The sequence below is a fragment of the Amycolatopsis samaneae genome, assembly GCF_039541975.1.
Classification (GTDB): Bacteria; Actinomycetota; Actinomycetes; order Mycobacteriales; family Pseudonocardiaceae; genus Amycolatopsis; species Amycolatopsis samaneae.
Genome location: NZ_BAABHG010000006.1, coordinates 13,653 through 37,686, shown reverse-complemented (window position 1 = coordinate 37,686; position 24,034 = coordinate 13,653). Strand labels below are relative to the sequence as shown.

22 protein-coding genes are annotated in these 24,034 nt (G+C 70.3%); 10 read left to right on the top strand and 12 right to left on the bottom strand.

Annotation, left to right across the window (positions count from 1 at the left end; genetic code table 11):
• Positions 1-41: 41 nt before the first annotated feature.
• Genes ABD987_RS16755 through ABD987_RS16745 form a run of 3 tightly spaced genes read left to right on the top strand, consistent with a single transcriptional unit; the run spans position 42 to position 2,148 of the window.
• Positions 42-734, top strand: coding sequence for an MOSC domain-containing protein (locus ABD987_RS16755; RefSeq protein ID WP_345393530.1), 693 nt, complete (start codon positions 42-44; stop codon positions 732-734).
• Positions 724-1,347 carry a TetR/AcrR family transcriptional regulator gene (locus ABD987_RS16750; protein WP_345393527.1) on the top strand — a complete coding sequence of 208 codons (624 nt, stop codon included), beginning with the start codon at positions 724-726 and terminating at the stop codon, positions 1,345-1,347. The genes ABD987_RS16755 and ABD987_RS16750 overlap by 11 nt, the downstream gene beginning before the upstream one ends.
• A gap of 9 nt (positions 1,348-1,356) precedes the next feature.
• Positions 1,357-2,148 carry a class I SAM-dependent methyltransferase gene (locus ABD987_RS16745; RefSeq protein ID WP_345393524.1) on the top strand — a complete coding sequence of 264 codons (792 nt, stop codon included), beginning with the start codon at positions 1,357-1,359 and terminating at the stop codon, positions 2,146-2,148.
• An 84-nt stretch (positions 2,149-2,232) separates the two neighbouring features.
• Here the strand turns inward: ABD987_RS16745 and ABD987_RS16740 are convergent, their stop codons facing one another.
• Entirely contained in the window at positions 2,233-3,831 is a 1,599-nt protein-coding gene (locus ABD987_RS16740; RefSeq protein ID WP_345393521.1) for a beta-N-acetylhexosaminidase, read from the bottom strand.
• Positions 3,832-4,372: 541 nt separating this feature from the next.
• Between ABD987_RS16740 and ABD987_RS16735 the strand changes: the two genes are divergently transcribed.
• Complete coding sequence (locus ABD987_RS16735) at positions 4,373-6,133, top strand: serine/threonine-protein kinase (protein WP_345393518.1); 1,761 nt, start codon at positions 4,373-4,375, stop codon at positions 6,131-6,133.
• 12 nt (positions 6,134-6,145) lie between these two features.
• Here ABD987_RS16735 and ABD987_RS16730 read toward each other — a convergent pair whose 3' ends face one another.
• Positions 6,146-6,718, bottom strand: coding sequence for a class I SAM-dependent methyltransferase (locus ABD987_RS16730; RefSeq protein ID WP_345393515.1), 573 nt, complete (start codon positions 6,716-6,718; stop codon positions 6,146-6,148).
• Positions 6,719-6,827: 109 nt separating this feature from the next.
• On the opposite strand from ABD987_RS16730, the gene ABD987_RS16725 reads away from it, so the two are divergent.
• The gene (locus ABD987_RS16725; protein ID WP_345394755.1) at positions 6,828-7,544 is read left to right on the top strand and encodes an AraC family transcriptional regulator; all 717 of its coding nucleotides are present in this window, start codon (positions 6,828-6,830) and stop codon (positions 7,542-7,544) included.
• Here ABD987_RS16725 and ABD987_RS16720 read toward each other — a convergent pair.
• The 4 genes from ABD987_RS16720 to ABD987_RS16705 all read right to left on the bottom strand — a co-directional run bounded on the left by ABD987_RS16720 (position 7,529) and on the right by ABD987_RS16705 (position 12,051).
• Entirely contained in the window at positions 7,529-9,004 is a 1,476-nt protein-coding gene (locus ABD987_RS16720; protein ID WP_345393512.1) for an FAD-dependent monooxygenase, read from the bottom strand. The genes ABD987_RS16725 and ABD987_RS16720 overlap by 16 nt on opposite strands.
• Positions 9,005-9,011: 7 nt before the next feature.
• Positions 9,012-9,686 (bottom strand): VC0807 family protein, encoded by a 675-nt coding sequence (locus tag ABD987_RS16715; protein ID WP_345393509.1) that lies wholly within the window; start codon positions 9,684-9,686, stop codon positions 9,012-9,014.
• Positions 9,687-9,724: 38 nt separating this feature from the next.
• Complete coding sequence (locus ABD987_RS16710; RefSeq protein WP_345393506.1) at positions 9,725-10,351, bottom strand: TetR/AcrR family transcriptional regulator; 627 nt, start codon at positions 10,349-10,351, stop codon at positions 9,725-9,727.
• A gap of 131 nt (positions 10,352-10,482) precedes the next feature.
• A complete protein-coding gene (locus ABD987_RS16705) occupies positions 10,483-12,051 on the bottom strand; it encodes a dolichyl-phosphate-mannose--protein mannosyltransferase (protein WP_345393503.1) in 1,569 nt (522 codons plus the stop codon).
• 89 nt (positions 12,052-12,140) lie between these two features.
• On the opposite strand from ABD987_RS16705, the gene rsmI reads away from it, so the two are divergent.
• Positions 12,141-12,986, top strand: a complete 846-nt coding sequence (gene rsmI / locus ABD987_RS16700; RefSeq protein ID WP_345393500.1) for a 16S rRNA (cytidine(1402)-2'-O)-methyltransferase — start codon at positions 12,141-12,143, stop codon at positions 12,984-12,986.
• A 663-nt stretch (positions 12,987-13,649) separates the two neighbouring features.
• Here rsmI and ABD987_RS16695 read toward each other — a convergent pair.
• Positions 13,650-14,126, bottom strand: a complete 477-nt coding sequence (locus ABD987_RS16695; protein ID WP_345393497.1) for a QsdR family transcriptional regulator — start codon at positions 14,124-14,126, stop codon at positions 13,650-13,652.
• A 173-nt stretch (positions 14,127-14,299) separates the two neighbouring features.
• Between ABD987_RS16695 and ABD987_RS16690 the strand changes: the two genes are divergently transcribed.
• Entirely contained in the window at positions 14,300-15,256 is a 957-nt protein-coding gene (locus ABD987_RS16690; RefSeq protein ID WP_345393494.1) for a quinone oxidoreductase family protein, read from the top strand.
• A gap of 76 nt (positions 15,257-15,332) precedes the next feature.
• Here the strand turns inward: ABD987_RS16690 and ABD987_RS16685 are convergent, their stop codons facing one another.
• The gene (locus ABD987_RS16685; protein WP_345394752.1) at positions 15,333-16,622 is read right to left on the bottom strand and encodes an aminodeoxychorismate synthase component I; all 1,290 of its coding nucleotides are present in this window, start codon (positions 16,620-16,622) and stop codon (positions 15,333-15,335) included.
• Between the two features lie 88 nt (positions 16,623-16,710).
• On the opposite strand from ABD987_RS16685, the gene ABD987_RS16680 reads away from it, so the two are divergent.
• Positions 16,711-17,949: a hypothetical protein gene (locus tag ABD987_RS16680; protein ID WP_345393491.1), complete on the top strand. Its 1,239-nt coding sequence runs from the start codon at positions 16,711-16,713 to the stop codon at positions 17,947-17,949.
• On the opposite strand, the gene ABD987_RS16675 is transcribed toward ABD987_RS16680, so the two are convergent.
• The 4 genes from ABD987_RS16675 to ABD987_RS16660 form a co-directional block, all read right to left on the bottom strand.
• The gene (locus ABD987_RS16675) at positions 17,924-18,538 is read right to left on the bottom strand and encodes a GH25 family lysozyme (protein ID WP_345393488.1); all 615 of its coding nucleotides are present in this window, start codon (positions 18,536-18,538) and stop codon (positions 17,924-17,926) included. The two genes, ABD987_RS16680 and ABD987_RS16675, sit on opposite strands and share 26 nt — an antisense overlap.
• Positions 18,539-18,719: 181 nt before the next feature.
• Complete coding sequence (locus ABD987_RS16670) at positions 18,720-19,484, bottom strand: ABC transporter permease (RefSeq protein ID WP_345393485.1); 765 nt, start codon at positions 19,482-19,484, stop codon at positions 18,720-18,722.
• On the bottom strand, positions 19,474-20,484 hold the full coding sequence (locus tag ABD987_RS16665; RefSeq protein WP_345393483.1) for an ATP-binding cassette domain-containing protein: 1,011 nt from the start codon (positions 20,482-20,484) through the stop codon (positions 19,474-19,476). The genes ABD987_RS16670 and ABD987_RS16665 overlap by 11 nt, the downstream gene beginning before the upstream one ends.
• An 81-nt stretch (positions 20,485-20,565) precedes the next feature.
• Entirely contained in the window at positions 20,566-21,153 is a 588-nt protein-coding gene (locus ABD987_RS16660; protein ID WP_345393480.1) for a PadR family transcriptional regulator, read from the bottom strand.
• A 65-nt stretch (positions 21,154-21,218) separates the two neighbouring features.
• Here ABD987_RS16660 and metG point away from each other — a divergent pair, with 65 nt between their 5' ends.
• Positions 21,219-23,012: a methionine--tRNA ligase gene (metG, locus tag ABD987_RS16655; RefSeq protein ID WP_345393477.1), complete on the top strand. Its 1,794-nt coding sequence runs from the start codon at positions 21,219-21,221 to the stop codon at positions 23,010-23,012.
• A gap of 8 nt (positions 23,013-23,020) precedes the next feature.
• Positions 23,021-23,857, top strand: coding sequence for a TatD family hydrolase (locus ABD987_RS16650; protein WP_345393474.1), 837 nt, complete (start codon positions 23,021-23,023; stop codon positions 23,855-23,857).
• Positions 23,858-24,034: the final 177 nt, after the last annotated feature.

Here is a 24,034-nt window from a genome sequence, read left to right as displayed (position 1 = left end):
CGCGTGCTAACTATACGAACGGTCGTGCTATATTCGGCGACATGACCGAGTATGGGGTGGCCGGGGTGTACGTGGGCAAGCCGAGCGTGCTCGGGCACCGGCGGGAGCAGCCGGTGCTGAGCGCGATCGCGAAGGCCAGGGTCGAGGCGCCGGAGCTGGCCTTGTCCGAGATCAATCTCGACGGGGACGACCAGGCCGACCGCACCGTGCACGGCGGTGTCGACAAAGCGGTTTACGTCTATCCCGCCGAGCACTACCGTGCCTGGGCCGAGGACTCCTTCGACGCCGTGCCCGGCGACTTCGGCGAGAACGTGTCGGTGACCGGCGCGTCCGAGGACGAGGTCCGCGTCGGCGACGTCTGGGAATGGGGCGAGGCGCTGCTTCAGGTCTCGCAGCCGCGGACGCCGTGCTTCAAGCTGGCGATGAAGACCGGGCGCAAGGACGTCGTCCCGGCGATGATCGACTCCGGGCGCAGTGGCTGGTACTTCCGCGTGCTGCGCCCCGGTACGGTGCCGACCGGCGGCGTGATGAAGCTCGTCGAGCGGGCCGACGGGCCCAGCATCACCGAGGTGTACCTGGTGTCCTACGCCAACCTCGCCCAGCTGGACCCGTCGCGGCACGACGCGTTGTTCGCGCTGGCCGACCGGGTGGCGAACGCGCCCGCGCTTTCGGCCCAGTACCGCGCCGGTGTCCAGTCCACTGTGGAACGGTGGCGGGCGCGCCGTGCCGGTTGACGGCCGTCTCGCCCGCGGCGACGCGACCCGGCGGGCGGTGCTGCGGCACGCCGTCGACGTCGCGTCCGTACACGGCCTCGACGGGCTTTCGCTCGGCGGGATCGCCACCGAGCTTTCGCTGAGCAAGAGCGGGGTGTTCGCGCTCTTCGGATCCAAAGAGGACCTTCAACTGGCGACGATCAAGGTCGCCGACGAGATCTTCGCCGAGCACGTGCTGCGGCCGACGGCCGAGGTGACGCCCGGTATCGCGCGGCTGCGGGCGCTGTGCGACAACTGGCTGTCCTACTGCGAACGGCGGATCTTCCCCGGCGGATGCTTCTTCTTCAACGTCGGCGCGGAGTTCGACGCGCGCCCCGGCCGCGTGCACGACGCGATCGCGGTGGCGGGCAAGGCGTTCACCCGGTTCATCACCCGCACCGTCACCGACGCGGTGCGGCTCGGCGAACTCGCGCCCGGCACCGACGTCGCGCGGCTGGCGTTCACCCTGCACGCGCTGGGCCGGGCCGCGAACGCCGACGCGGTGCTGCACGGCGGCACCGACGCCTACCGCCTCGCGCGGGAGTGCATGCACGCCCAGCTCGACGCGGCGCGCGGTCCGCGCCCGGCGAACTAGCCTGGTCCGATGGGTGAGGAGATCTTCGACGGGCTGGCCGACCGATTCGCCGACGACGCGTACGCCTCGGTGAAGGGATACGTACGCACGTACGTGCTGCATCAGCAGCTCCTCGAACAGCTGCCGCCACCCCCGGCGACGGTGCTCGACGTCGGCGGCGGCGCGGGCCATCAGTCGTTCCCGCTGGCCGAGGCCGGCTACGACGTGACGCTGCTGGACCCGTCCGAAGCGATGCTGGACAAGGCCGGGGAGCGGCTCCGGCGGCTGCCCGAGGAGGCGCGTCGCCGGGTGAACCTCGTGCGCGGAGACGGCGAGAAGGCCGAGGCAGCGGTCGAGGGCAGGCGTTTCGACGCCGTGCTGTGCCACGGCGTGCTCGGCTACCTGGAGCGGCCGGAGCCGATGGTGGGCCAGTTGTGCCGGTGCGTCGCGCCGGGAGGCGTCGTGTCGATCATGACGGGCAACGCGAAGGCGATGGCGGTGCGCCCGGCCATGGAACGCCGCTGGGCCGACGCGCTGGCCGCGTTCGACGCCAGGACCGAGATCGGGGTGCTCGGCGTGCCCGGCCGGGCCGACACGGTGGAGGAACTCGGTGAACTCCTGCGCGGCGAGGGCGTGGAACCCGTGCGCTGGTACGGGGTCTGGCTGTTCGTCGACTGGCTCGAATTCGGCGGGACCGCGCTGGATCCCGGCGACACGGAACAGGTGGCCGCGACCGCCGCGGTCGAACTCGAAGCGAGCCGCCGGGACCCCTACCGCGGCCTCAGCCGCGTCTTCCACCTCGTCGGCCGCAAAACCTCGTAACGCGCCCGGAAAGTTCCGTGGGGGCCTCCTTGAGGGACTCTAGGTCCCTCAAGGAGGCCCCCACGGACCATCGGGGGATGGGGCTTATTTCCAGTCGACCTGCGGGGATCGGTAGAAGTCGATGCCCTGCGCGGTCCATCGCGGGCCCTGCTTGGCCAGCCGGACGCGGTAGGTGTCCCAGTTGTGCGTGGCCTTCGGCGACCACGCGATCTCCGCGTGCCCGGCGAGCCGAGGGAACGCCATGTACTCGATGTTGTCGTTGGTCACCAGCGTTTCCGACCACAGCGGCGCCTCGACACCGGCGACCTGGCTCTCCGACACGCCCTGCAGGAACGTCGAGGGATCCCAGTCGTAGGCGTCCTTGACCTCGACGTACCCGGCCCAGTGCAGGCCGAGCGGGCTGTCCTTGTTGTACTGCATGTCGAGGTAGGCCTTGTTCGCCGGCGACATGAGGATCTTGTTGCCCCGCGCGGCGGCCGCGGCGACGTCGGCGTTGACGCCGTCGGTGCCCCAGAACTGCGGAATCGCCGAGGCAGGCGGCTGCGACTTGGCGATGTCGTGCCAGCCGGTGATCAGCTTGCCGTACTTGGCGACGATCGGCTGCACCTTCTTCTCGAAGGTCAGGTAGTCCTCCGGCTTGGTGGCGTGTGCCTCGTCGCCGCCGATGTTGACGTACTTGCCCGGCGTCAGCGCCGAGACCTCGCGGAGCACGTCGTCCAGGAACTTGTAGGTGATGTCCTTGTTGATGCACAGCGAGCTGTAGCCGACCTCGATGTCGGTACGCAGCGGCGGCGCGACACCGTCGCAGTTCAGCTCGGCGTAGGAGGCCTGCGCCGCGTTGGTGTGGCCGGGCATGTCGATCTCCGGCACCACCGTGATGTGCCGAGAGGCCGCGTAGGCCACCAGGTCCTTGTACTGCTCCTGGGTGTAGTAGCCGCCCTTGCCGCCGCCGACCTGGGTCTGGCCGCCGTAGGTCGCCAGCCGCGGCCAGCTCTTGATCTCGATGCGCCAGCCCTGGTCGTCGGCCAGGTGCAGGTGCAGGGTGTTGATCTTGTACTGGGCGATCTGGTCGATGTAGGCCTTGACCTGGTCCGGGGCGAAGAAGTGCCGCGCGACGTCGAGCATGGCGCCGCGGTAGCCGAAGCGCGGGTAGTCGAGGATCGAGCCGCCCGCCACGGTCCAGGCGCGGTGCTGCACGGTCTTCGCGTCGATCGCCGAGGGCAGGAGCTGGCGCAGCGTCTGCACGCCGGAGAACAGACCGTCAGTGGTGTTGGCCCGCAACGACACACCGTCGCGGGTGACCTTGAGCTGGTAGCCCTCGGTGCCGACGCGCTGGTCGGCGTGCCCGAGCTCCAGCGAGATCGCCGGTCCGCCCCAGCTCTTCGACACGACCGGCAGCCGGTACCCGGTGGCCGGTCGGAGAAGGCCGCGGAGGTACTCCGCGACCTGGTCCGCGCCCTTTCCGGCGCGGATGACGGTGTGGGGTGAGAGCGAGAAGTTCGCCCTGGCGTCGGCCTTCGCCTGGACGGGCGCGGGCACGACGTCGGTCACGCCGCGTTCGGTTTTTCCCTGGTGTCGATCGGCTTCGGCGGCCGTCGCCGGGCCGGCCATGGCGGGCAGGCCGAGAGTCGCGAGACTCACGACGGCCGCGCCCAGCACGGCTCTGGACAAGCGCTTCCTCACGGAGCACCTCCGGTCGGGGATCGGGAGCGTCGCTAAAGAGGTATAGACCAATGTGGCGTGGAACACAACACTGGGTGAGGGGCACTGGTCCGGACCGGTGACCGGCCAGGACGGCCTGTGACCCGGGTGTTCGGCGTCGTTTCCGTGAAGGCCTGTCGAGGTGCCGGGCCCCTTGGCGCGTCCACTGTGGATGCCCCGGGCAGGCGGTGCGCGGGTCGGCGGGGCAGTGGATCACCCGGCGTCGTGGTGACTTTCCGTGTTCGCTCGGTGGCGGCATGGGGTGCCGGGGTCGCCGGTCGGGGAATCACCGACATCGGGTGAAAAGCCGGGACGCGGCCGAGGTTGCGGTATTCAGGTGAACCTCGGGACGCTGGAGAGGCGCTATCAGCGGAGTCACAGGACGGCTACGGAGGATGGGCTGTGCCACAGACCCGGCAACCTCGCGGGAGCGGTACGCGTCCTAAGCTGGACCACGGGGGAGTAGGCCCGTGGCGTCACGCGGACGTCACGGCACAACACAGACGGTGAGGGGAGCCAGGCAGTGGGCGGACTCGGGAGCGCACTGCTCTCGCTCGCGCATTCCCTGTTCGGGCCGGGAATCTGGCCCGGTGACTGGGTATGGGCGACGAGCACCGCCGGCGCGCTCGTCGCACTGGTACCCGCCATCGGCGCGCTCACCGTCGCGATCATGCGCAAGGGGACCGGCAACCGCTACGACTCGGTGACGCTGTCGGTGTTCGGCGGGATCGCCGTGGTCAGCGTGCTGGTGCTGCCGTGGCTGCTGGCCAACGGCGTCTCGGCGACCTTCCGCGCGGTGAACGCCGGTCAGAAGAGCGGCCTGTCCGCGAGCGAGCTGTCGACCATGGACAAGTCCTACGCGGACTTCATCGGCCCGCAGAAGACCTACCTCGGCGACGGGCAGAACGTCTACGAGACGCTGTTCTACCCGCACGGCCTGCAGATCTCCTACGTCTACTACCTGGTCGCGCTCATCGCGCTGCCCGCCGGCTCGCTGCTGTTCGTGATGCTCCAGGCGCGGACCGCGTTCCGGCGCGGCCCGAAGTGGCCGTCCCGGTTCTTCTGGATCTCGTTCGTGATCCTGGTGCTGGTCAGTGTCTCGATGGAGGCCAACACCGCGATCCACTTCTGGCTCGGGTTCCTGCCCTTCAGCGTGCTGGGCCTGATCCCGGTCGCGCTGGTCGGGCCGCCGCCGTGGTCGGTCATCCACCGCTCGGTGCAGGAAAAGCGCGACCCGGAGCCGCAGCGCCCGCCGCAGCAGCCCTCGCAGGCCCAGCCCACGCCGCCGCCACCGCCCCCGCAGCGGCAGTACCCGGCCACCGCGCTCGCGCAGGCCCCGGAACCACCGGCGCTGGCCGCCGTGCCGGGGCCGGTCCCGCTGCCGCCCGGTTCGCGTGGCGCGGGCGGCAGCCGTTACCGGCGGGTCCGGCAGCTCGGCGCGGGCGGGTTCGGCACCGTGTGGCAGGCCGTGGACACCCAGCTCAACCGGACCGTCGCGCTGAAGATCGCGCACGCCCCGGACCGCGACACCGAGGAGCGGATGCAGCGGGAGGCCCGCGCGCTGGCCGTGGTGAACCACCCGAACTGCGTCAAGGTGTACGACCTCGTCGAGGAGCCCGACGGCCTCGCGCTGGTGATGGAGTACCTGGAGGGCCGCTCGCTCGCCGACGTCGTGGACAGCCAGGGGCCGCTCGACGACATCGCCGCCGGGCGGCTGTGGTCGACCATGGCCGGGGCGCTGGCCGCCGCGCACGAGAAGGGCGTGCTGCACCGCGACCTCAAGCCGTCGAACATCATCGTCGACCCGGCGGGCCTTGCCCACCTGATCGACTTCGGGATCGCCCGCAGCCAGGGCGATTCGAAGCTCACCGCGACCGGGATGATGATCGGCACGCCCGACTTCGTCGCCCCGGAGACCGCGATGGGCGCGCCCGCGAGCCCCGCGTCGGACGCCTGGCAGCTGGCCGCGACGGTCAGCTACGCGCTGTCCGGGCAGCCGCCGCGTGGTACCCGCGAGACGCCGATGGCCGCGTTGATGGCCGCCGCCCGCGCCGAACCGGTGTCCCGGCTGCCCCGCAACAGCGCGCACACCCGGATCCTGGGCGCCTCGCTCGACCAGGAGCCCCGGCGCCGCCCCACCCTGACCGCGGTGCGCCGCGAGGTCGAGGGCTGGCTGGCGCGCGCGGGCAAGTCGCCGGACGGGCCGGTCACCCAGCTGGTGCCCCGCCAGCCGCCGCAGCCGCAGCGGACCAGGCAGGTGCAGCCGCCGCCACCGCGCCGCTGAGGGAAGCCGGGGTCAGGCCGCGGGCTTCACCGCGCAGAACTCGACGTACTCCTTGGGCACGTGCCGGACCTGTTCCTCGGCGAATCCGGCGGCGCGCAACCGGCCGGGCAGCGTGCCGGCGTCGACGACGTTCATCGTGTCGCCGAGGTGCAGCAGCCGGAACGGGAGGCTGAGCTGGCTGTCGGTGCCGCGGAACAGCCCGCCCGGCCGCAGCACCCGCGCCGCCTCGGCGAAGATCGCGTCCTGGAGTTCCACCGTCGGCACGTGGTGCAGCATCGTGAAGCACACGACCGCGGAGAACCGCCCGTCCTCGAACGGCATTTCGGCGCCGCTGCCGTGCACGACCTCCGCGCGGTCGCCGTACCTGTTCCGCAGCAGGCGGGCCGAGGCGTCGTCGATCTCGACCACGGTCAGCGACGGGACCCGCTTCAGCAGGACGTTCGTGGTGGCGCCGAAACCGGGGCCGATCTCGAGGACCTCGTCGCCGAGGTCGAATCCGTCCAGGAACTCCGGCAGGACCTCGCCGATCTTCCTGGCCCAGAATTCCGAGCTGCAGAGCTTGCGGTGCACGTAGTTCATCGGCATGACTTCGACGGTAGGCAGCCGCGATACTGACCGGAAGGCGATAGCCTGACAAGTGATGTCGCAGGACGGTCAGACCGCCGCCGCCCGGGTACACGGACAGCCCGGCGCGATGCTGCTCGGCGCGTTCGACTTCCCGGCCGGGACCTGGACCCCGTGGCACCGGCACGAGGAACACCACCAGCTCGTCTGGGCGGCCCGCGGCGTGCTCGCGGTGAACGTCGGCGAAGCGCATTGGGTGCTGCCCCCGACCCGCGCGCTTTGGCTGCCCGCGGGCCTTTCACACCGCAGCGGGTCGGTGGGCAACGCGGTGATGCTCGGGATCTACGCCGATCCACCGCGCTGCCCGGTGACCTGGCCGGGACCCCGCCTGCTCACCGTCCGGCCGTTGCTGCGCGAACTGCTGGCCCACCTGACCGATCCCGGCCTGGCCGCCGAGCCGCGCCGCCGCGCCGAGGCGGTGGTGTTCGACCTGCTGGAACCCCTCGACGTCATCCCGATCGTGGTGCCCTCGCCGGTGGACCCGAGGGCCCGCGACGTCGAGGCCGCGCTGGCCGCCGACCCCGCCGACCCGCGCGGGCTCGCCGAGTTCGGCCACGCGGTGGGCGCGAGCGAACGAACACTGGCCCGGATCTTCGCCCGTGACTGCCGGATGACGTTCGGGACCTGGCGGACCCAGGTGCGCCTGCGGGCCGCGCTGCCGCTGCTCGCAGCCGGGCTGCCCCTCGCGGCGGTGGCGGACCGGATCGGCTACGGATCGGCGAGCGCGTTCGTCGCCGCCTTCCGGCGCGCCGTCGGCATCACGCCGGGCGCCTACTTCGCGGGCTGACCGTCCACTGTGGAGGCGACAGGCAGCTTGTGCGACAAGGAAAAGTGCGTTCGCTGCCCGTCGGGCGCGCCGAACCAGCGGGTCAGCGCCGCGTCGAGTCCGTCCGTGTCCCCGGCGAAGCAGACGTAGCCGTCCGGGCGGACGAGGCGGACTTCGGCGTCGTCACCCGGCGTGTGATCCACCCGGCCTCGCCATCCGGCGGCGATCCCGGCTCGCCCGCCGAGCAGCAGCCCGCGCCCGGAACGCAGCTCGACGTCCGGCAGCCGGGCGCCCAGCAGCGGATGCGCCGGGCCGTCCGGCATCGCGTAGCGGATGTCCAGCCCGGAGATCATGCCCGCCAGCAGCCGGTTCCCGTCCGGGGTCGCGGCCAGCTCGGCGGTGATCGCCCGCAGCGCCTGAACGTCCGGGTCGGGCACCGTCAGCACGCCCTGCGCGCGGGTGTTCTGGAGCACCCGCGCGGCCACCGGGTGCCGTTCGGAGTGGTAGCTGTCCAGCAGCCCGTCCGGTGCCCAGCCGGAAACCGCCGCGCCGAGCTTCCAGCCCAGGTTGACCGCGTCCTGCACGCCCAGATTCAGCCCCTGCCCGCCCGCCGGGAGGTGGATGTGCGCGGCGTCCCCGGCGAGGAAGACGCGGCCGCTCCGGTACCGCTCGGCCTGCCGGGAGGCGTCGGTGAACCGTGAGGCGTGCTTGACCCGCACCAGCCGCACCCCGCCCCCGCGCGCCTGCCGCAGGGCCCGCAGGATCTCGTCCTCGGTGATCGGCAGGTCGCGGCCCGGCTCCCGCTGGTCCTCGCTCGCGAACAGGAAGCGGAACACGTTGTCCGCCAACGGAGTCAGGAAGGTCGTGGTGTTTTCCGCCGGTTCGTAGCTCGGCAGCCGCCATTCCGTGGGCAGGGCCGGATCGTCCGCCAGCTCGACGTCGGCGACGACCAGGGAGATCCGGCCGTCCCGCCCGGGAAAGGCGACGCCGAGTTCCTTGCGCACCCGGCTGCGCCCGCCGTCGGCGCCGACGGCGTACGCCGCGCGCAGCGTTCGCTCGCCCCCGGTGCCGGTGACCGTGAGGTCGACGCCGTCGGCGTCCTGGCTCAGCCCGAGCAACTCGGTGCCCCGCAGGACCGGGACACCGGCCCCGGTGAGCCGCGTTTCCAGCGTCTCCTCCACCAGACCCTGCGGAATGCCGACCTGGTAAGGAAAACGGGTGTCGAAGACGGAGTAGTCCAGTGGCAGTCCGGCGAAGTGCCCGCCGGGGAGATTGGTCAGCGCGCGGTCGGCGATCGGGGCCAGCCAGCCTCGCGCGTCGAACAGCTCGGCGGTGCGCGGCTGGAGGTTCAGCGCCTTCGACTGCGGGTTCCGTTCGGTCAGCCGGTCGAGCACGACGACACGTGCCCCGGCCAGGAGCAGTTCGTTGGCCAGCGTCAGCCCGGTCGGCCCGGCCCCCACGATGATGACATCGGCGTCCATGTGAGGTTCAGACCTTCAGTCCGTGCTTGGTGACGTACCGGACGTGGAAGGCGATCAGCCCGGCCAGGACCACCAGCCACTGCACCGTGCTCACCAGCGGGACGGAGTCGATCGGCAGCGTGTAGGCGAGGATCACGCGGACGACCGCGTCGAGCGTGAAACCCAGTCCCCACACCAAGGTCACCAGTCGCAGGTGCTTGCGGAACGCGGGTTCGGTGTCCCAGCGGGCGTCCCACTGCCGGTGCCCTTCGGCGCCGATCTTCACCGTGACGATCGTGCGCGCCATCGAGCGCATGAACGGCTGCCGGGTCAGCAGCGTGCCGAGCACCCACAGCCCGAGCGCGCCGAAGATCCAGCTGTCGCGGACCAGCAGCAACCGGGGATCCCCGGTCAGTGTCGAGGTGAGCGTGCCGAGCGCCACCATGCTCAGCGTGAACACCGCGAAAGCGTCGACCCGGCGCTGCTTGACCAGCGTGTACCCGATCATCGGCAGCGTGAGCAGCGCGCTCGCCGCCAGCGCCAGCCACTGGTTCACCCCGGCCGCGCGCAGCGCGTAGAAGCCGCCGAGCGGCAGTACCAGATCCAGAAGTACCTGGAGTATCAGGTGTTTGCGCAACGCCGCGGTCTTCTCGCGCTGGGTGCGCGTCGCCGGTACGGCCTGGGTGGATGCGTCCACGGTCATGGTTTCGTCCTTGTCGTCTGGGGTGGGCACGGCGCCGGTCACTGTTTCCGGGCGGCCCGGTCGAAGAGGTCGGCCAGCTCGCGCGCGCACGCCGCGGTGTCGAAGTCCGGGTCGAAGGCGGCCCGGCTGGTGGCTTCGTTGAGGGCGCCGTTCACCGCGAGTACCAGCACTCGCGGGTCCAGCTGCCGGATCTCGCCCTGCTCCTGCCCCACCCGGATCCGCCGCTCCTGCTCGGTGGCGAGCGCGGTCATGGCGGGGGTGAGGCCGCGCAGTTCCGGGTCCTCGTTGTGGACCGCGTTCACGATCGTCTGCAGGGCACGCTGGTGCTTCGGGTACTCGTCGAGCAGCGCGAGCCGGGCGGTGATGTAGAGCCGCAGCCGGCCGAGGACGCTGGCCTCCGTGTCCATTTTGGACAGCAGGAACTCGCCGTTGACCCGCATCACCTCGGCGACGACCTCGCGGATGAGGTCGTCCTTCCCCTTGAAGTGGTACGAGATCATCCCGGTGCTGCTCAGCCCGGCCTGCTTGGCGATCTTGGCGAAGCTGGCCCCCGCGTACCCCTGCTCGGCGATGACCACGATCGCCGCGTCCACGATCTGCGCCCGGCGGGCCGATTCGATGAACGTCCGGCCGCCTTGCTTGTCCGAACTGCTTTTTGCTGGCATGAGCAAACCATAGCGCGTCTTGCTCACTCAAGCAAGAGTTGGTCCAGCTGAGCAAGTCACCTGGCCGCCAGCCTCTGAAGGCCACCTTGAGGGCGTATAAGTCCCTCAAGGTGGCCTTCAGAGGCTGGGGGTCAGCGCCAGGAGGGCAGCCACATTTCGGCCTGCCAGTGCGCGTTGGTGATCGGCACGCCGTTCAGGATCGGCCACAGCCAGGCGAAGTTCGCCACCACCAGCCCGACGTAGAGCGCGACAACGAGCAGACCGGTGCCCCGGCGCTCGAACCCGCGTTTCGCGCCGCCGAGGATCTGGCCGAGCACCAGTGTCAGGCCCAGTACCAGGAACGGGGCCATCGGCGTGGCGTAGAAGAAGTACATCTGCCGGTCGACGTTGAGGAACCAGGGCAGCAGACCGGCGAAGTAGCCGACGAGCACCGCGGCGTAGCGCCAGTCCGCGCGGAAGAACCAGCGCCAGATGCCCCAGCCGAGCATCGGCAGCGCCAGCCACCACATCGCCGGGGTACCGATGAGCATCGTGACCGAGGTGCAGCGCGACTCGCCGCAACCGCTCAGGTTGCCGTTGGTGTAGTAGAGCATCGGCCGCAGGCCCATCGGCCAGGTCCACGGCTTGGACTCCCACGGGTGCGGGTTGTCCTTCGGGGTCAGCAGCGTCTCGTGGAAGTGCAGGACGTTCATCGCGTAGTCGCCGAGCGAGCGCAGCGCCGGCGGCACCCAGCCCCAGAGACCGGGAGCGACGTCCTTGATCTCGGTGTAGTGCCGGTCGGTGCCGGTCTCGCTGGCGAACCAGGCCCAGTACGCGGCCAGGTACATCAGGAACGGGACGAGCAGGATCGCCCACAACGCGGGCAGCACGTCCCGGCGGAGCGTGCCGAGCCACGGCCGCTCGACACCGGCCGCGCGCCGCGCGGCGACGTCGAACGCGACGCACAGCAGCCCGAACGCGGCGATGTAGTAGAGCGCCGACCACTTCACGCCGAAGGTCAGGCCGATCATGATCCCGGTCGCGAACCGCCACCAGCGGAATCCGAGCTTCGGGCCCCACGGGGACTCGCCGATCCAGCCCTCACGGACCGCGACCGCGAGCCGTTCCCTGACCTGGTCGCGGTCGCACAACAGGCAGGAGAACGCGGCGAGCACGAACAGCGCGATGAAGATGTCGAGCATGCCCATCCGCGACTGCAGGTGCAGCACGCCGTCGCAGATCACCAGCACCCCGGCGATCCCGCCGAGCAGCGTCGAGCGGGTGAGCCGCCGCGCGACACGGATGGTGAGCAGCACGAGCAGCGTCCCGGCCAGCGCGGGCACGATCCGCCAGCCCCAGCCGTTGTAGCCGAACAGCCATTCGCCGATCGCGATGAGCTGCTTGGACAGCGGCGGATGGACGACCAGTTCGTAACCCGCGTTGTCCTCGTAGCCGCCGTTGCGCAGCATCTGCCACGCCTGCGGGACGTAGTGCTTCTCGTCGAAGACCGGGGTCCCGACGTCGGTGGCCCCGGCGAGATCCTGGATCCGGACGATGCCGCCGATCACGGTGAGCACGAGCGTGACGATCCAGCCGCGCAGGCGGTCGGTCGGCATCCCTCGGCCGAGCAGGGTGGCTTCCCGGTCGGCGGGGGGCCGGAGCGCTTCGGCCGGATCCGGCCGCACGCCCTCGTCGTCGGGACGGGTCAGCAGTGCGGTCACGGGGCCTGATACTACGGCCGGGCCTGTTCGCTCGTCGTGCGGATCGGTGAGATTCGCCGGGGTTGTCACGGGGCTTATAGAGTGCGGCCATGAGTTCCTCCCCGACGGCAGGGCGTCTCGTGCTGGCGGCCACCCCGCTCGGGGACGTGCGCGACGCGTCGCCCCGGCTGGCCGAGGCGCTGACCGAAGCGGACGTCATCGCCGCCGAAGACACCCGCCGCCTGCGCTCGCTGGCCACCGCGCTCGGCGTCACCCCGAATGGGCGTGTCGTGAGCTTCTACGAGGACGTCGAGACCTCTCGGCTGCCGAAGCTCGTCGAAGCCCTGCGGTCGGGGGAGACCGTGGTGCTGGTGACCGACGCCGGGATGCCGAGCGTGTCCGACCCCGGGTTCCGCCTCGTGGCCGCGTGCGTCGCGGAGGACCTGCCGGTGACCTGCCTGCCGGGCCCGTCCGCGGTGACGACCGCGCTCGCTTTGTCCGGTTTGCCCTGTGACCGCTTCTGTTTCGAGGGCTTCGCGCCGCGCAAGCCGGGTGAACGCGCGAAGTGGCTTTCGACGCTGGTGTCCGAGCCGCGGACGGTGGTGTTCTTCGAATCGCCGCACCGCCTGGCGAGCACGCTGGCCGATGCCGCTTCGGTGTTGGGTGGGGAGCGGCAGGCGGCGGTATGCCGGGAGCTGACCAAGACGTACGAGGAGATCAAGCGCGGGACGCTGTCGTCGCTGGCTTCATGGGCCGCCGACGGGGTGCGCGGCGAGATCACCGTGGTGCTGGCCGGGGCGGCGCCGCGGTCAGTGTCGGTCGCGGACCTCGTGGGGGAGGTCAGCGCGCGGGTCGCGGGCGGGGAGCGGCTGAAGGCGGTGGCGGCCGAGGTCGCGGAGGCGGCCGGAGTGTCCAAAAAGGAGCTGTACGACGCGGTCCTGACGTCCCGGAAGTGACGGTCGTCGAGCGCCCCAATGTGGCATTGGGTGCTCCGCTCCTTGCCCCCGCCGCCACCCTCAACGGAGACGCTCCGCGTCCGGCCCTGATTCCACGCAGCGAATGTGGCGTTCGGTGCGTTGGACGCACCGAACGCCACATTGGGGCGCATGACCGCCGCAGGATCCGCGCGTGTTCGTCGTGGCGCGGTTGTGCGGGGCTAGGCTCGGCGCGAAAGTGAAGTAAAACGGGCGATCTTCGCGGTAAAGCCGCAGGTGAACGAGTGTGCTCCCCGCGCCTGCAGGGCTGATCCCAACTGCGGCGGCGCCTGCGTACGCGCCGGACAGGTGCTCCCCGCGCGAGCGGGGCTGATCCGTTCCCGACGCTGGCGAGCCCTTGCAGGACCGCGTGCTCCCCGCGTCTGCGGGGCTGATCCCGCTAGCGTGCGCGGGATAGCGTCGTAGTGACCGTGCTCCCCGCGCAGGCGGGGATGGTCCCGCGTCACACGCGGTCTTCATGACGCACGACTCGTGTTCCCCGCGTCAGCGGGGCTGTTCCTTAATGGAACTCGTCGACCAGCAGGTGATCGACACGCTCCCCGCGTCCGCGGGGCTGATCCTCCCATTCGGGTCAACATCCCCGGCGGATCACGGTGCTCCCCGCGTTGGCGGGGCCGGACAGGTTCAGGCCAGCAGGGCCTTGGCGGCGGCTCGGGCCTTCTCCGCGTCCGGTGTCCCGCCGGTGATGATGTCGGTGTAGATGAACGACTCGCCGATGCGCACCAGCAGATAGGCCAGGTCGGGCACCGGCAGCGGCGCGTCGAGGCGGCCGCCGGCGATCTCGGATTCCAGCAGCGAGGACACCCGCGCGATGGTCCGGCTCTGCACGAGGCTGGCCTTCGTGGTGAGGATCCGCAGTGCGCGCTCGGGTTCACGGCGGAGGAAGTCGTGGAAGGGCGCGGAGTCGTTCACCGTGCGGGCGAAGGCACCGACGACGTCGGCGATCCCCTCGGCGCCCCGGCCGTGCGCGTGCCGGGACCGGGCGTCGAGGACGGCTTCGGTGAGTGACCAGAGGATCTCGCCGAGCAGCTGGTCGCGGCTGCCGACCCAGCGGTGCAGGGTGGCGCGGCTGATGTCCAGCGCACCGGCCAGATCGCGCATGTCGATGCGGCGTCCGTGCAGGAACCAGTCGCGCGCGACGGCGAACGCGCGGGCGGCGTCGGGCCGCTGGGGACGGGAGACGGCTGCGGTTTCGATGTGGTCAACCTATCACGTACCGTCACGGCATGAGACATATGTCAGAATGTCTCATCTCGACCGCGAGGAGGATGCAGATGCGCGCAGTGCAGGTCACCGAGTTCGGCGGCCCCGAGGTGCTCACCCCCGTCGAACTGCCGGACCCGGAACCCGGCCCCGGCCAGACCCTGATCGAGGTCGACCGCGTCGGGGTCAACTACGCGGACACCCACCAGGCGGAGAACTCCTACCTCGCGCCGACCAGGCTCCCGTTCGTGCCCGGCGGCGAGGTCGTCGGCCGCACGGCCGACGGCAGGCGGGTCGTGGCGCTGCTCAACGGCGGGGGCGGGTACGCCGAGCGCGCGGTCGCCGACGACGCGATGACGTTCGCGGTGCCGGACGGTGTCGACGATCTGACCGCGCTGGCCATGCTGGTCCAGGGTGCCACCGCCTGGGTGCTGCTGCGGAAGAACGCCCACCTCGAGCCGGGCGAGTCGGTGGTCGTGCACGCCGCGGCGGGCGGGGTCGGGACGATCGCGGTCCAGCTGGCCAAGGCGTGGGGCGCCGGCCGGGTCATCGCCGGCGCGAGCAGCGACGAGAAGCGCGCGCTGGCGCTGGAGCTGGGCGCGGACGTGGTCGTCGACTCCCGTGCCGCCGACCTGACCGAGGCGCTGCTCACCGCGAACGGCCGCCGGATCGACGTCGTGCTCGACATGGTCGGCGGTGTCACCACCGACCAGAGCATCGCCGCGCTCGCGCCGTTCGGGCGCCTCGCGTTCTACGGCATGGCCGGGCGCGAGCAGCCGAAGCCGGTCGAGCTGCGCAACCTGCTCGGCCACAGCACGACCGTCACCGGGATGTGGCTGCCGCACGTGTTCCGCCTGCCGGGCAACGTCTTCGGCACCGCGCTGGCCGAATTGTTCGACCTCGCGCTGGCCGGGAAGATCCGGGCCGTGCCCGGCGGCGAATACGCGCTTTCGGACGCCCGCAAGGCACACGAGGCGCTCCGGTCGCGGAGCACCGTCGGCAAACTCCTGCTCGACCCCACGAAGTAAACCCGCACCGAAGCCTCTGAAGGCCACCTTGAGGGACTTGGAGTCCCTGAAGGTGGCCTTCAGAGGCCGGCGGTGCTCAGCGGGGCGGGGTGGCCAGCAGTTTCGTGAGCGGGGCCGACTTGTGCAGGCATTCCTGCCATTCGGCCTCGGCGTCGGAGTCGGCGGTGATCCCGCCGCCGACCCCGAGCGCGATCGTGTCCCGGTGGATCTCGAACGTCCGGATCGCGACGTTCAGCTCCAGCCCGGCGATCGGTGACGCGCAGCCGATAGCGCCGGTGTACACGCCGCGAGCGTCCGGCTCCAGCCCGGCGATGAGATCCAGCGCGCGGATCTTCGGCGCGCCGGTGACCGAGCCGGGCGGGAACGTCGCCGCCAGCAGCCCGGCGTCGTCCAGCCCCCGCGCCAGCTCACCCTCCACTGTGGACTCCAGATGCCAGACGCCGGGTGCTGGGCGGACGGTGAGCAGGTCCGGCACCGTCACGCTCCCGACCGCGCACACCCGGCCGAGGTCGTTGCGGACGAGGTCGGTGATCATCACGTTCTCCGCGACGTCCTTTGTGGACTCGCGAAGCCGCTGCGCGTTCCCGTCGTCGGCCGGGCCGCGCCGGGGCAGGGTCCCCTTGATCGGCGTCGACCGCACCGACCGGCCATGGCGGGCGAGGAACAGTTCGGGCGAGAACGACACGACGGCACCCCAGTCGCCGGCCAGGTGCGCGGCCCGGCGCGGGGCGAGCCGACGGACACCCTCGGCGAACAGGGCCGTGGCGCTCCCGGCGAACGTGCCGGTGAACCGGCAGCAGATGTTGGCCTGGAACAGTTCCCCGGCCTCGATCTCGTGCACGCACGACTTCACCGCCTGGTGGTGGGCGGACGGGAGCGGACGGTTCATCGGCCCGGCCGACCAGGTCTCCCCTGCTCCGGGCGTGGCGAGCGCGGACTCCACAGTGGACAGCAGGCCGAGCGGATCCGGCGCGTCGACGGGAACCAGTGCCTCGAACCAGCACCGTCCGTCGGTGTCCCAGCGCAGTACGTGATCGGCCCAGCCCCACACTGCGGGCGGCAGCGCGCCGGACCGCTTCGCCGGATCGGCGAGGTCGTAGGAGAGATAGCCGAACCAACCGCCGCCGACGGCACCCGGCACGGCGTCGGCGACCTCGGGCTGGCGGGCCGGGATCGCGAAGGCCGCCGCGGCGTCCGAAACCGGTGTCAGTTCCAGGCTGGGCGCGATGACCGCGCGGGCGCCGAACCACTCGCCGCACAACGCGGCCGGGGGCGCGGCCCCGCGTGCCGTGGCGGACGTGGCCAGCCGGGAGAGCGCGCGTTCGGGTGTGAGGTCCGTGTCGAGCACCCGTCGCACCAGCCGCATGTCGACATTGTGGCCATAGCGGGCGGGAAAGGACAGCGAGAGTGAGGTCACTGACGATCCACAGAATCGGCCGCTACCCTCGGCTGCCATGTCGACCTGCGTAACCGACGAAGTCTCGGCCGGTCCGCGATCGACGTCGGGGGAGCCGGTGGACCGCCACGAGCGGAACCGGCAGCGGTACGTGGTCGTGCTGCTCTCGGCGGTGATCGGGATGGCGATGGTGCTCCGGATCTCGTTGTTCCGGTACGAGACGACGGACTACCTCTACTACTACCGCCAGTGGTACGAGTTCGTCGTCGAGCACGGCCGGTTCGCGGCGCTGAGCTACGAGTTCTCGGACCAGAACGCGCCCTATCGCTACGTCATGGTGCTCGTGACACTGTTGCCCGGCTCGCCGCTGATCGGGATCAAAGCCGTCTCGGTCGGCTTCGAACTGCTCATCGCGTTCTTCGCCTACCGGATCACCGCGCTGCGGTTCGGGCCGCGGTCGTGGGTGTCCGGTGTCGCCGCGCTGATCGTCTTCCTGCTGCCCACCGTCGTGCTCAACGGCTCGATGTGGGCACAGGGCGACGCGATCTACGCGTCGTTCGCGCTCGGCGGCGTCTACTACCTGTTGCGCAGAAAGCCTTACTGGGCTTGTGTCTTCTTCGGACTCGCGCTGGCGTTCAAGCTCCAGGCGATCTTCGTCTTCCCGCTGCTGCTGATCATGGTGCTGCTCGGCCGGGTGCCGTGGCGGGCGCTGCTCGCGATCCCGGCGGTGTACCTGCTGCTCGACGTCCCGGCGCTGCTGCTGGGCGCGGACCCGGGCAAGCTGCTGACGATCTACGTCCGGCAGACCGACATCTGGCCGAAGCTGACCATGAACGCGCCGTCGATCTGGCAGTTCTTCCGCGGCAACGAGGGCATGGACAGCATGCGCGTGCCCGCGGTGCTCTTCGCCGGGCTGCTGGTGCTCGTGCTGTGCCTGCTCGTGCTGTTGTCCAGGGCGGAACCGACCGACACCCGGATCCTGCTGCTCGGCACGGTTTCGGTGCTGCTGGTCCCGTTCGTGCTGCCCTCGATGCACGAGCGGTACTTCTACCTCGCCGATCTGCTGACCGTGCTGCTCGCCTTCCACCTGCCCAGACGGCTCTGGTTCGTCCCGGTCGTGGTGCAGTTCGTCTCGCTGCTCAGCTATCTCCCGTTCCTGTTCCGCGCGGGGGACGGGGGCGAGCCGGTGGACTTCCGGATTCTGGCGGCGCTGGAGCTGGCGGTGCTGGTGGTCGTCGTGCGGGAAACCGTCCGGCAGCTGCGCCCCGGCGTCACAACAGCATGTCCGCCAGGGTGAACGGGTAGACGAGCGCGTCCTGCGCGACCGGGCAGCCGATCCCGGGCACGTCGGTGCCGAAGGCGTGCTCGTGCATGCCGAGCCTGCTGTGGAACCAGCCGGGACGGCCGGGGATCCCGTTGTGCCGCGCCAGCCACAGCACGACGTCGCTGTCGGCCCAGCGATCCGGGTGCAGCCGGTGTGCCCAGTGGTCGTGGTCGGCGTACACCAGCACCGTGGTGATCTTCGCGGCGTGCCGGACGTGCTTGATCCAGGTCTTGACGAACCGGTCGTCGACGCTTTCGGCGGAGACCTCCAGCGCCGGGGCGAGCGAGCCGGGGGCGAACGCGCCGAGCCTGCTCGCCGTCCGCACGAAGTGCTCGGCCTGGTCGTGCACCGCGCCGGGCCGCGCGAAGTGCCGTCCGCCGGTGTGCAGTCCGGCGTGTTGCGCGCCGGCCAGATTGCGTTCGGCGGACGAGTTGCTCCAGTTGGTGTTCTCGCTGATCGTCACCGAGGCGAAGCGGACTCTCCCGCCGCGGACGGCCGTCCAGTCGGCCACCGCTTCGCGGTGGGAGAGAGTGATGCCCTGTTCGCCTACCGGTTCCGTCACGCGCAGTCCCCGCAATCCCCAAGCTGGGTGAAAGCCCACTCTAGCTCGCGGATCGGCGGAATGTGACACTTCGGCACGACACGTGTCAGCGCGTGATCGCCGGGGACGTGCTCTGAAGGCCACCTTGAGGGACTTGAGTTCCCTCAAGGTGGCCTTCAGAGGCCTTGGCGGCTCGCGGGACTCAGGCGTTTTCGCGCTGGAAGGTGCGGGCGCCCCACCACACGGCGAGCACGGCCATCACCACCACGACGACACTGCCGGTGAACAGCGCGTCCATCGTGAAGTCGCCCTTGAAGCTGTTCCGTTCGACGTCGACCACGTGCCGGAACGGGTTGATCCGCGAAACCGTGTACAGCCAGTCGGGCGCCTTGCCCGACACGATCGGCAGCAGGATCCCGGACAGCAGCAGCAACGGCATCAGCACCGCGTTGAGCAGCGCGGGGAAGGTCTCCTCGCTCTTGAGCGTCAACGCCAGCGCGTACGAGCACGAAGCGAGCGCGATCGCCAGCAGGAACACGATCAGCAGGCTGAGCACGACCCCGCCGAACGGCGCGTTCAGGTCGAAGACCAGGTACGCGATGATGATGATCAGCACGGCCTGCACCACCGCCTGCAGCGCGTTGGCCAGCACCTTGCCCAGCAGCAGCGCCACCCGGCTGACCGGGGTGACCCGCAGCCGCTCGATCACGCCGGAGCGGAACTCGGCCAGCAGCGCGAACCCGACGAACGAGCTGCCGAACAACGCCAGCTGCGCGACGAGCCCCGGGGTCAGCACCATCCAGCCGTCGGTTTCGGTGAGCCCCTGCGCCTTGAGCGCGTCGACCATCAGCGGTCCGAACAGGAACAGGTACAGCAACGGCTGCATGATCCCGATCATCACCCAGGTCGGGTTCCGCAGGCCCGCGAGCACGTCGCGGCGGAAGATCAGCCAGGTGTCACGCAACATGGCTCGCCTCCTCGGTCTCGGCCTCGGCGGGCCGGGTGCCCTCTTCGGCGTCGCGCAGGCTCCGGCCGGTGAGGGTCAGGAACACGTCGTCGAGCGTCGGCCGGTGGACCTGCATCGCGGCCATCGTGATGCCGCGCGAGTCCAGCGCGCGCAGCAGCTCCGGCATCGCGGTGTCGCCGCGCGGCACCCGGAAGCGGATCGTGCCGCCGGTGACCGCGAACTCGTGTGCCCCGGTGAGCTTCCCGGCGATCTCCGCGGCCTCGGCCGCCGACGCCTCCTCGACCTCGATCGTGACGCCGTCGCCGGAGACCCGGGCCTTGAGCGAGTCCGGGGTGCCCTCGGCGACGATCCGGCCGTCGTCGATCACGATCAGCCGGTCGGACAGGGCGTCGGCCTCGTCCAGGTAGTGCGTGGTGAGGAAGACGGTGACGCCGTGGTCGTCGCGCAGGCGCCGGATGTGCTCCCACAGGTTCGCCCTGCTCTGCGGGTCGAGCCCGGTCGAGGGCTCGTCGAGGAAGACGAGCCCCGGCGAGTGGATGAGCCCGAGCGCGATGTCGAGCCTGCGGCGCTGACCCCCGGACAGCGTCTTGGTGAGCCGGTGTTCGAGGCCCGCCAGGTCGAGCTGACCGGCCAGCGTGGCGCCGCGGCTGAGCGCGTCCGCCTTGCTCAGGCCGTACAGCCTGCCCTGCAGCTCGATCTCCTCGGCGACCTTCACCTCGGGCGCGGTCCCGCCGCCCTGTGCCACGTACCCGATTTTCCGGCGTACCCCCAGTGGATCGGTCAGCAGATCGCAGCCGCCGACCGTCGCCGTGCCCGCGGAGGGCTTGAGCAGCGTGGTCAGCATGCGCAGTGTCGTGGTTTTCCCGGCCCCGTTCGGGCCGAGGAAGCCGACCAGCTCCCCGGCCTCGACATCGAGGTCGACCCCCTTGACGGCGTGCACTTCGCCGCCGTTGCGGCCCTTGCGGCGGAACCGCCGCTCGAGGCCGCGTGCCTTGATCATGAGAACCCCTCTCGTGCTAGTCAAACTTGACTACCCGGATGGCGCAGTCTGCCCGGGGTATCGTTCGCTAGTCAAATTTGATTACGAGGCGGGTTCGCCGAACGCGCGCTCGCCCTCCCCCGCCATGACGTACTCCCCGGCCTCCAGCCGGGCGATCAGGTTCCGGATCCACTCCAGGCTCGCGCTCGTGATCCCGCCCCACAGCCGGAACAGCTCGGTGATGTGCGCGGGCTGCCCCCACCCGGTGCCGTCCTCGATGAGCAGGTGCGCGCGCCGCTCCTCGGCCTCCAGATGCACCAGCCGCTGCCGGAGCATGGCGATCACGTGCTGACGCGGCAGGGTGGTCATCAGCGAGATCGCCGCGGACATCTCCGGGTGAGCGAGGTCGGGATCGGACAGCGCAGTCGTCAGCAGCAGGTGGTACTCCCGCTCGCCGTCGGCGGTCAGCCGGTAGGCGACGCGGTCGGGGCCGGGGCCGCCCGCGTTCCCCGGCACCTGTTCGAGCAGGTCCTCGGCGGTCATCTTCTTGAGCGCGTGGTAGATCGACCCCGGCTGCACGTTGGCCCACTTGTCGGCCGACCAGGTCAGCAGCTCGCGGCGCACCTGGTAACCGTGGGCCGTGCCGTACATGCGCACGACTCCGAGCACCAGCAAACGCGTCGCGGACACCCATCCTCCTGCTCAAGTACCTGCCAATAACAATGCCTTAGCGCCCATCCGTAGGCTAAACAGGTATGAGCACCCCTGTGTTGACCGCGGTGGCCTGGCCCTACGCCAACGGCCCCCGCCACATCGGCCACGTGTCCGGATTCGGCGTCCCGTCCGACGTCTTCTCCCGCTACCAGCGAATGGCCGGCAACCGGGTGCTCATGGTGTCCGGTACCGACGAGCACGGCACGCCGATCACCGTCCAGGCCGACAAGGAAGGGCTCACCTCCCAGCAGACGGCGGACAAGTACACCCGCCAGATCGGGTCCGACCTGCAGGGCCTCGGCCTCACCTACGACCTGTTCACCCGCACCACCACCGGCAACCACGCCGAGGTGACGCAGCAGATCTTCCTGGCGCTGCACCGCAACGGCTACGTCGTCCCGAAGACCACCCGCGGCGCGATCAGCCCGTCCACCGGGCGCACCCTGCCCGACCGCTACGTCGAGGGCACCTGCCCGATCTGCGGCTACGACGGCGCGCGCGGTGACCAGTGCGACAACTGCGGCAACCAGCTCGACGCGTCGGAGCTGATCAACCCGAAGTCGCGGATCAACGGCGAGACGCCGAAGTTCGTCGAGACCGAGCACTACTTCCTCGATCTCCCCGCGTTCACCGAATCGCTCGGGAAATGGCTGTCCACCAAGACGGACTGGCGGCCGAACGTCCTCAACTTCACCAAGAACCTGATCGACGACATGCGCCCCCGGCCGATCACCCGCGACCTCGACTGGGGCGTGAAGATCCCGCTCGACGGCTGGCGCGACCAGCCGATGAAGCGCTTCTACGTCTGGTTCGACGCGGTGATCGGCTACTTCTCCGCCAGCGTCGAATGGGCACGCCGGTCCGGGAACCCGGACGCCTGGCAGGAGTGGTGGAACAACCCGGACGCGCGTTCGTACTACTTCATGGGCAAGGACAACATCACCTTCCACGCCCAGATCTGGCCCGCGCTGCTGTTCGGCCACAACGGCGAAGGCGACCGTGGCGGCGAGCCCGGCCCCTACGGCAGGCTGCACCTGCCCGACGAGATCGTGTCGAGCGAGTTCCTCACCATGAGCGGCTCGAAGTTCTCCACCTCGCGCGGCACCGTCATCTACGTCAACGACTTCCTGCGCGAGTTCGGCCCGGACACGCTGCGGTACTTCATCTCCGTGGCCGGCCCGGAGACCCAGGACACCGACTTCACCTGGGACGAGTTCGTCCGGCGCACCAACTTCGAGCTGGCCAACGAGTGGGGCAACCTGGTCAACCGGTCCATCTCGATGGCGCACAAGAACGTCGGCGCGATCCCCCGTCCGGAGGCGCCCACCGCCGCCGACGAGGAGCTCAAGGCGTTGTCCCGCAAGGCTTTCGACGTCGCGGGCGGGCACCTGCAGCGGTCGCGGTTCAAGCAGGCGGCGAGCGAGGCCATGCGGGTGGTCACCGCGGCCAACCGGTACCTGTCCGATCAGGAACCGTGGAAGCTCAAGGACGACCCGGCCCGCCGCGACAGCGTGCTGCACACCGCGTTGCAGGTCGTGTCCGACGCCAACACGCTGCTGACGCCGTTCCTGCCGCACTCCGCGCAGAAGGTGCACGAGGCGCTCGGTGGCATCGGCGTCTGGGCCGCCCAGCCGGAGCTGCAGGAGGTCGAGGACCTCGACATCCCGGACCGCGTCAACCCGATCCTCACCGGTGACTACGCGGCCGAGCAGGCGCGCTGGGAGTCGGTCCCGATCGAGGTCGGCAAGCCGCTGAACAAGCCGACCCCGTTGTTCGCCAAGCTCGACCCGGAACTCGGCGAGACCGGTCCGGAGTGGGCGCCGATCCAGAAGTAAGGAACAGCATGGGTGACGACAAGCGCGAGCTGCCCCCGATCCCGGACCGGCTGCCCGTGTCGGTGGTGGACGCGCACACCCATCTCGACGCGTGCGGCGCGGTCACCGCGGCCGATGTCTCGGCCATGGTCGACCGCGCCGAGCGCGCCGGAGTGTCCCGTGTGGTCACCGTCGCGGACGACCTCGCGGCCGCGCGGTGGGCCGCCGAGGCGTCCACCTGGGACCGCCGGGTGTTCGCCGCGGTGGCGATCCATCCCACCCGTACCAAGGAGTTCGGCGACGCCGAGAAGTCCGAAGTGGAGCGTCTGGCGCGGCAGGACCGCGTCGTGGCCGTCGGCGAGACCGGGCTCGACTACTACTGGGACTACTCGCCGCACGACGCGCAGCAGGACGCTTTCCGGTGGCACATCGACCTCGCCAAGCGCGTCGGCAAGCCGCTGATGATCCACGACCGCGAGGCCCACGAGGACGTCCTGCGCATCCTCGACGAGGAAGGCGCGCCGGACGATGTCGTCTTCCACTGCTTCTCCGGCGACGAGCACATCGCGCGCCGGTGTGTCGACGCGGGTTACGTGCTGTCGTTCGCGGGGACGGTGACCTTCCGGAACGCGCGCGGACTGCACGAGGCGGCGCGAATCGTGCCGCCGGGGCAGTACCTCGCCGAGACGGACGCGCCGTTCCTGACCCCCCATCCGTTCCGTGGGCGGCCGAACGAACCGTTCTGCACCGCTTATACCGTGCGGCATCTCGCGGGGCTGCGGGGCGAGGCGGTGCACGAGGTCGCGGACGCGGTCCGGACCACCGCCGAACGAGTCTTCCGGCTGCCGAGTGTCACATCGTGTTGAACGGACTGCGACATTCGAGGTGTCACATTCGTCCACCTGATGAGTGACGCAGATCACGACACTCCGGGGGGTGTTTGCGCAACCCGCTCACCTCCGTTACTGTCCCGTGATCGTGCCGGTCGGACACTGCGAAAGCAGTTGGCGGCTGTTACGCCCACAGTCACGTCAGTGCACGTC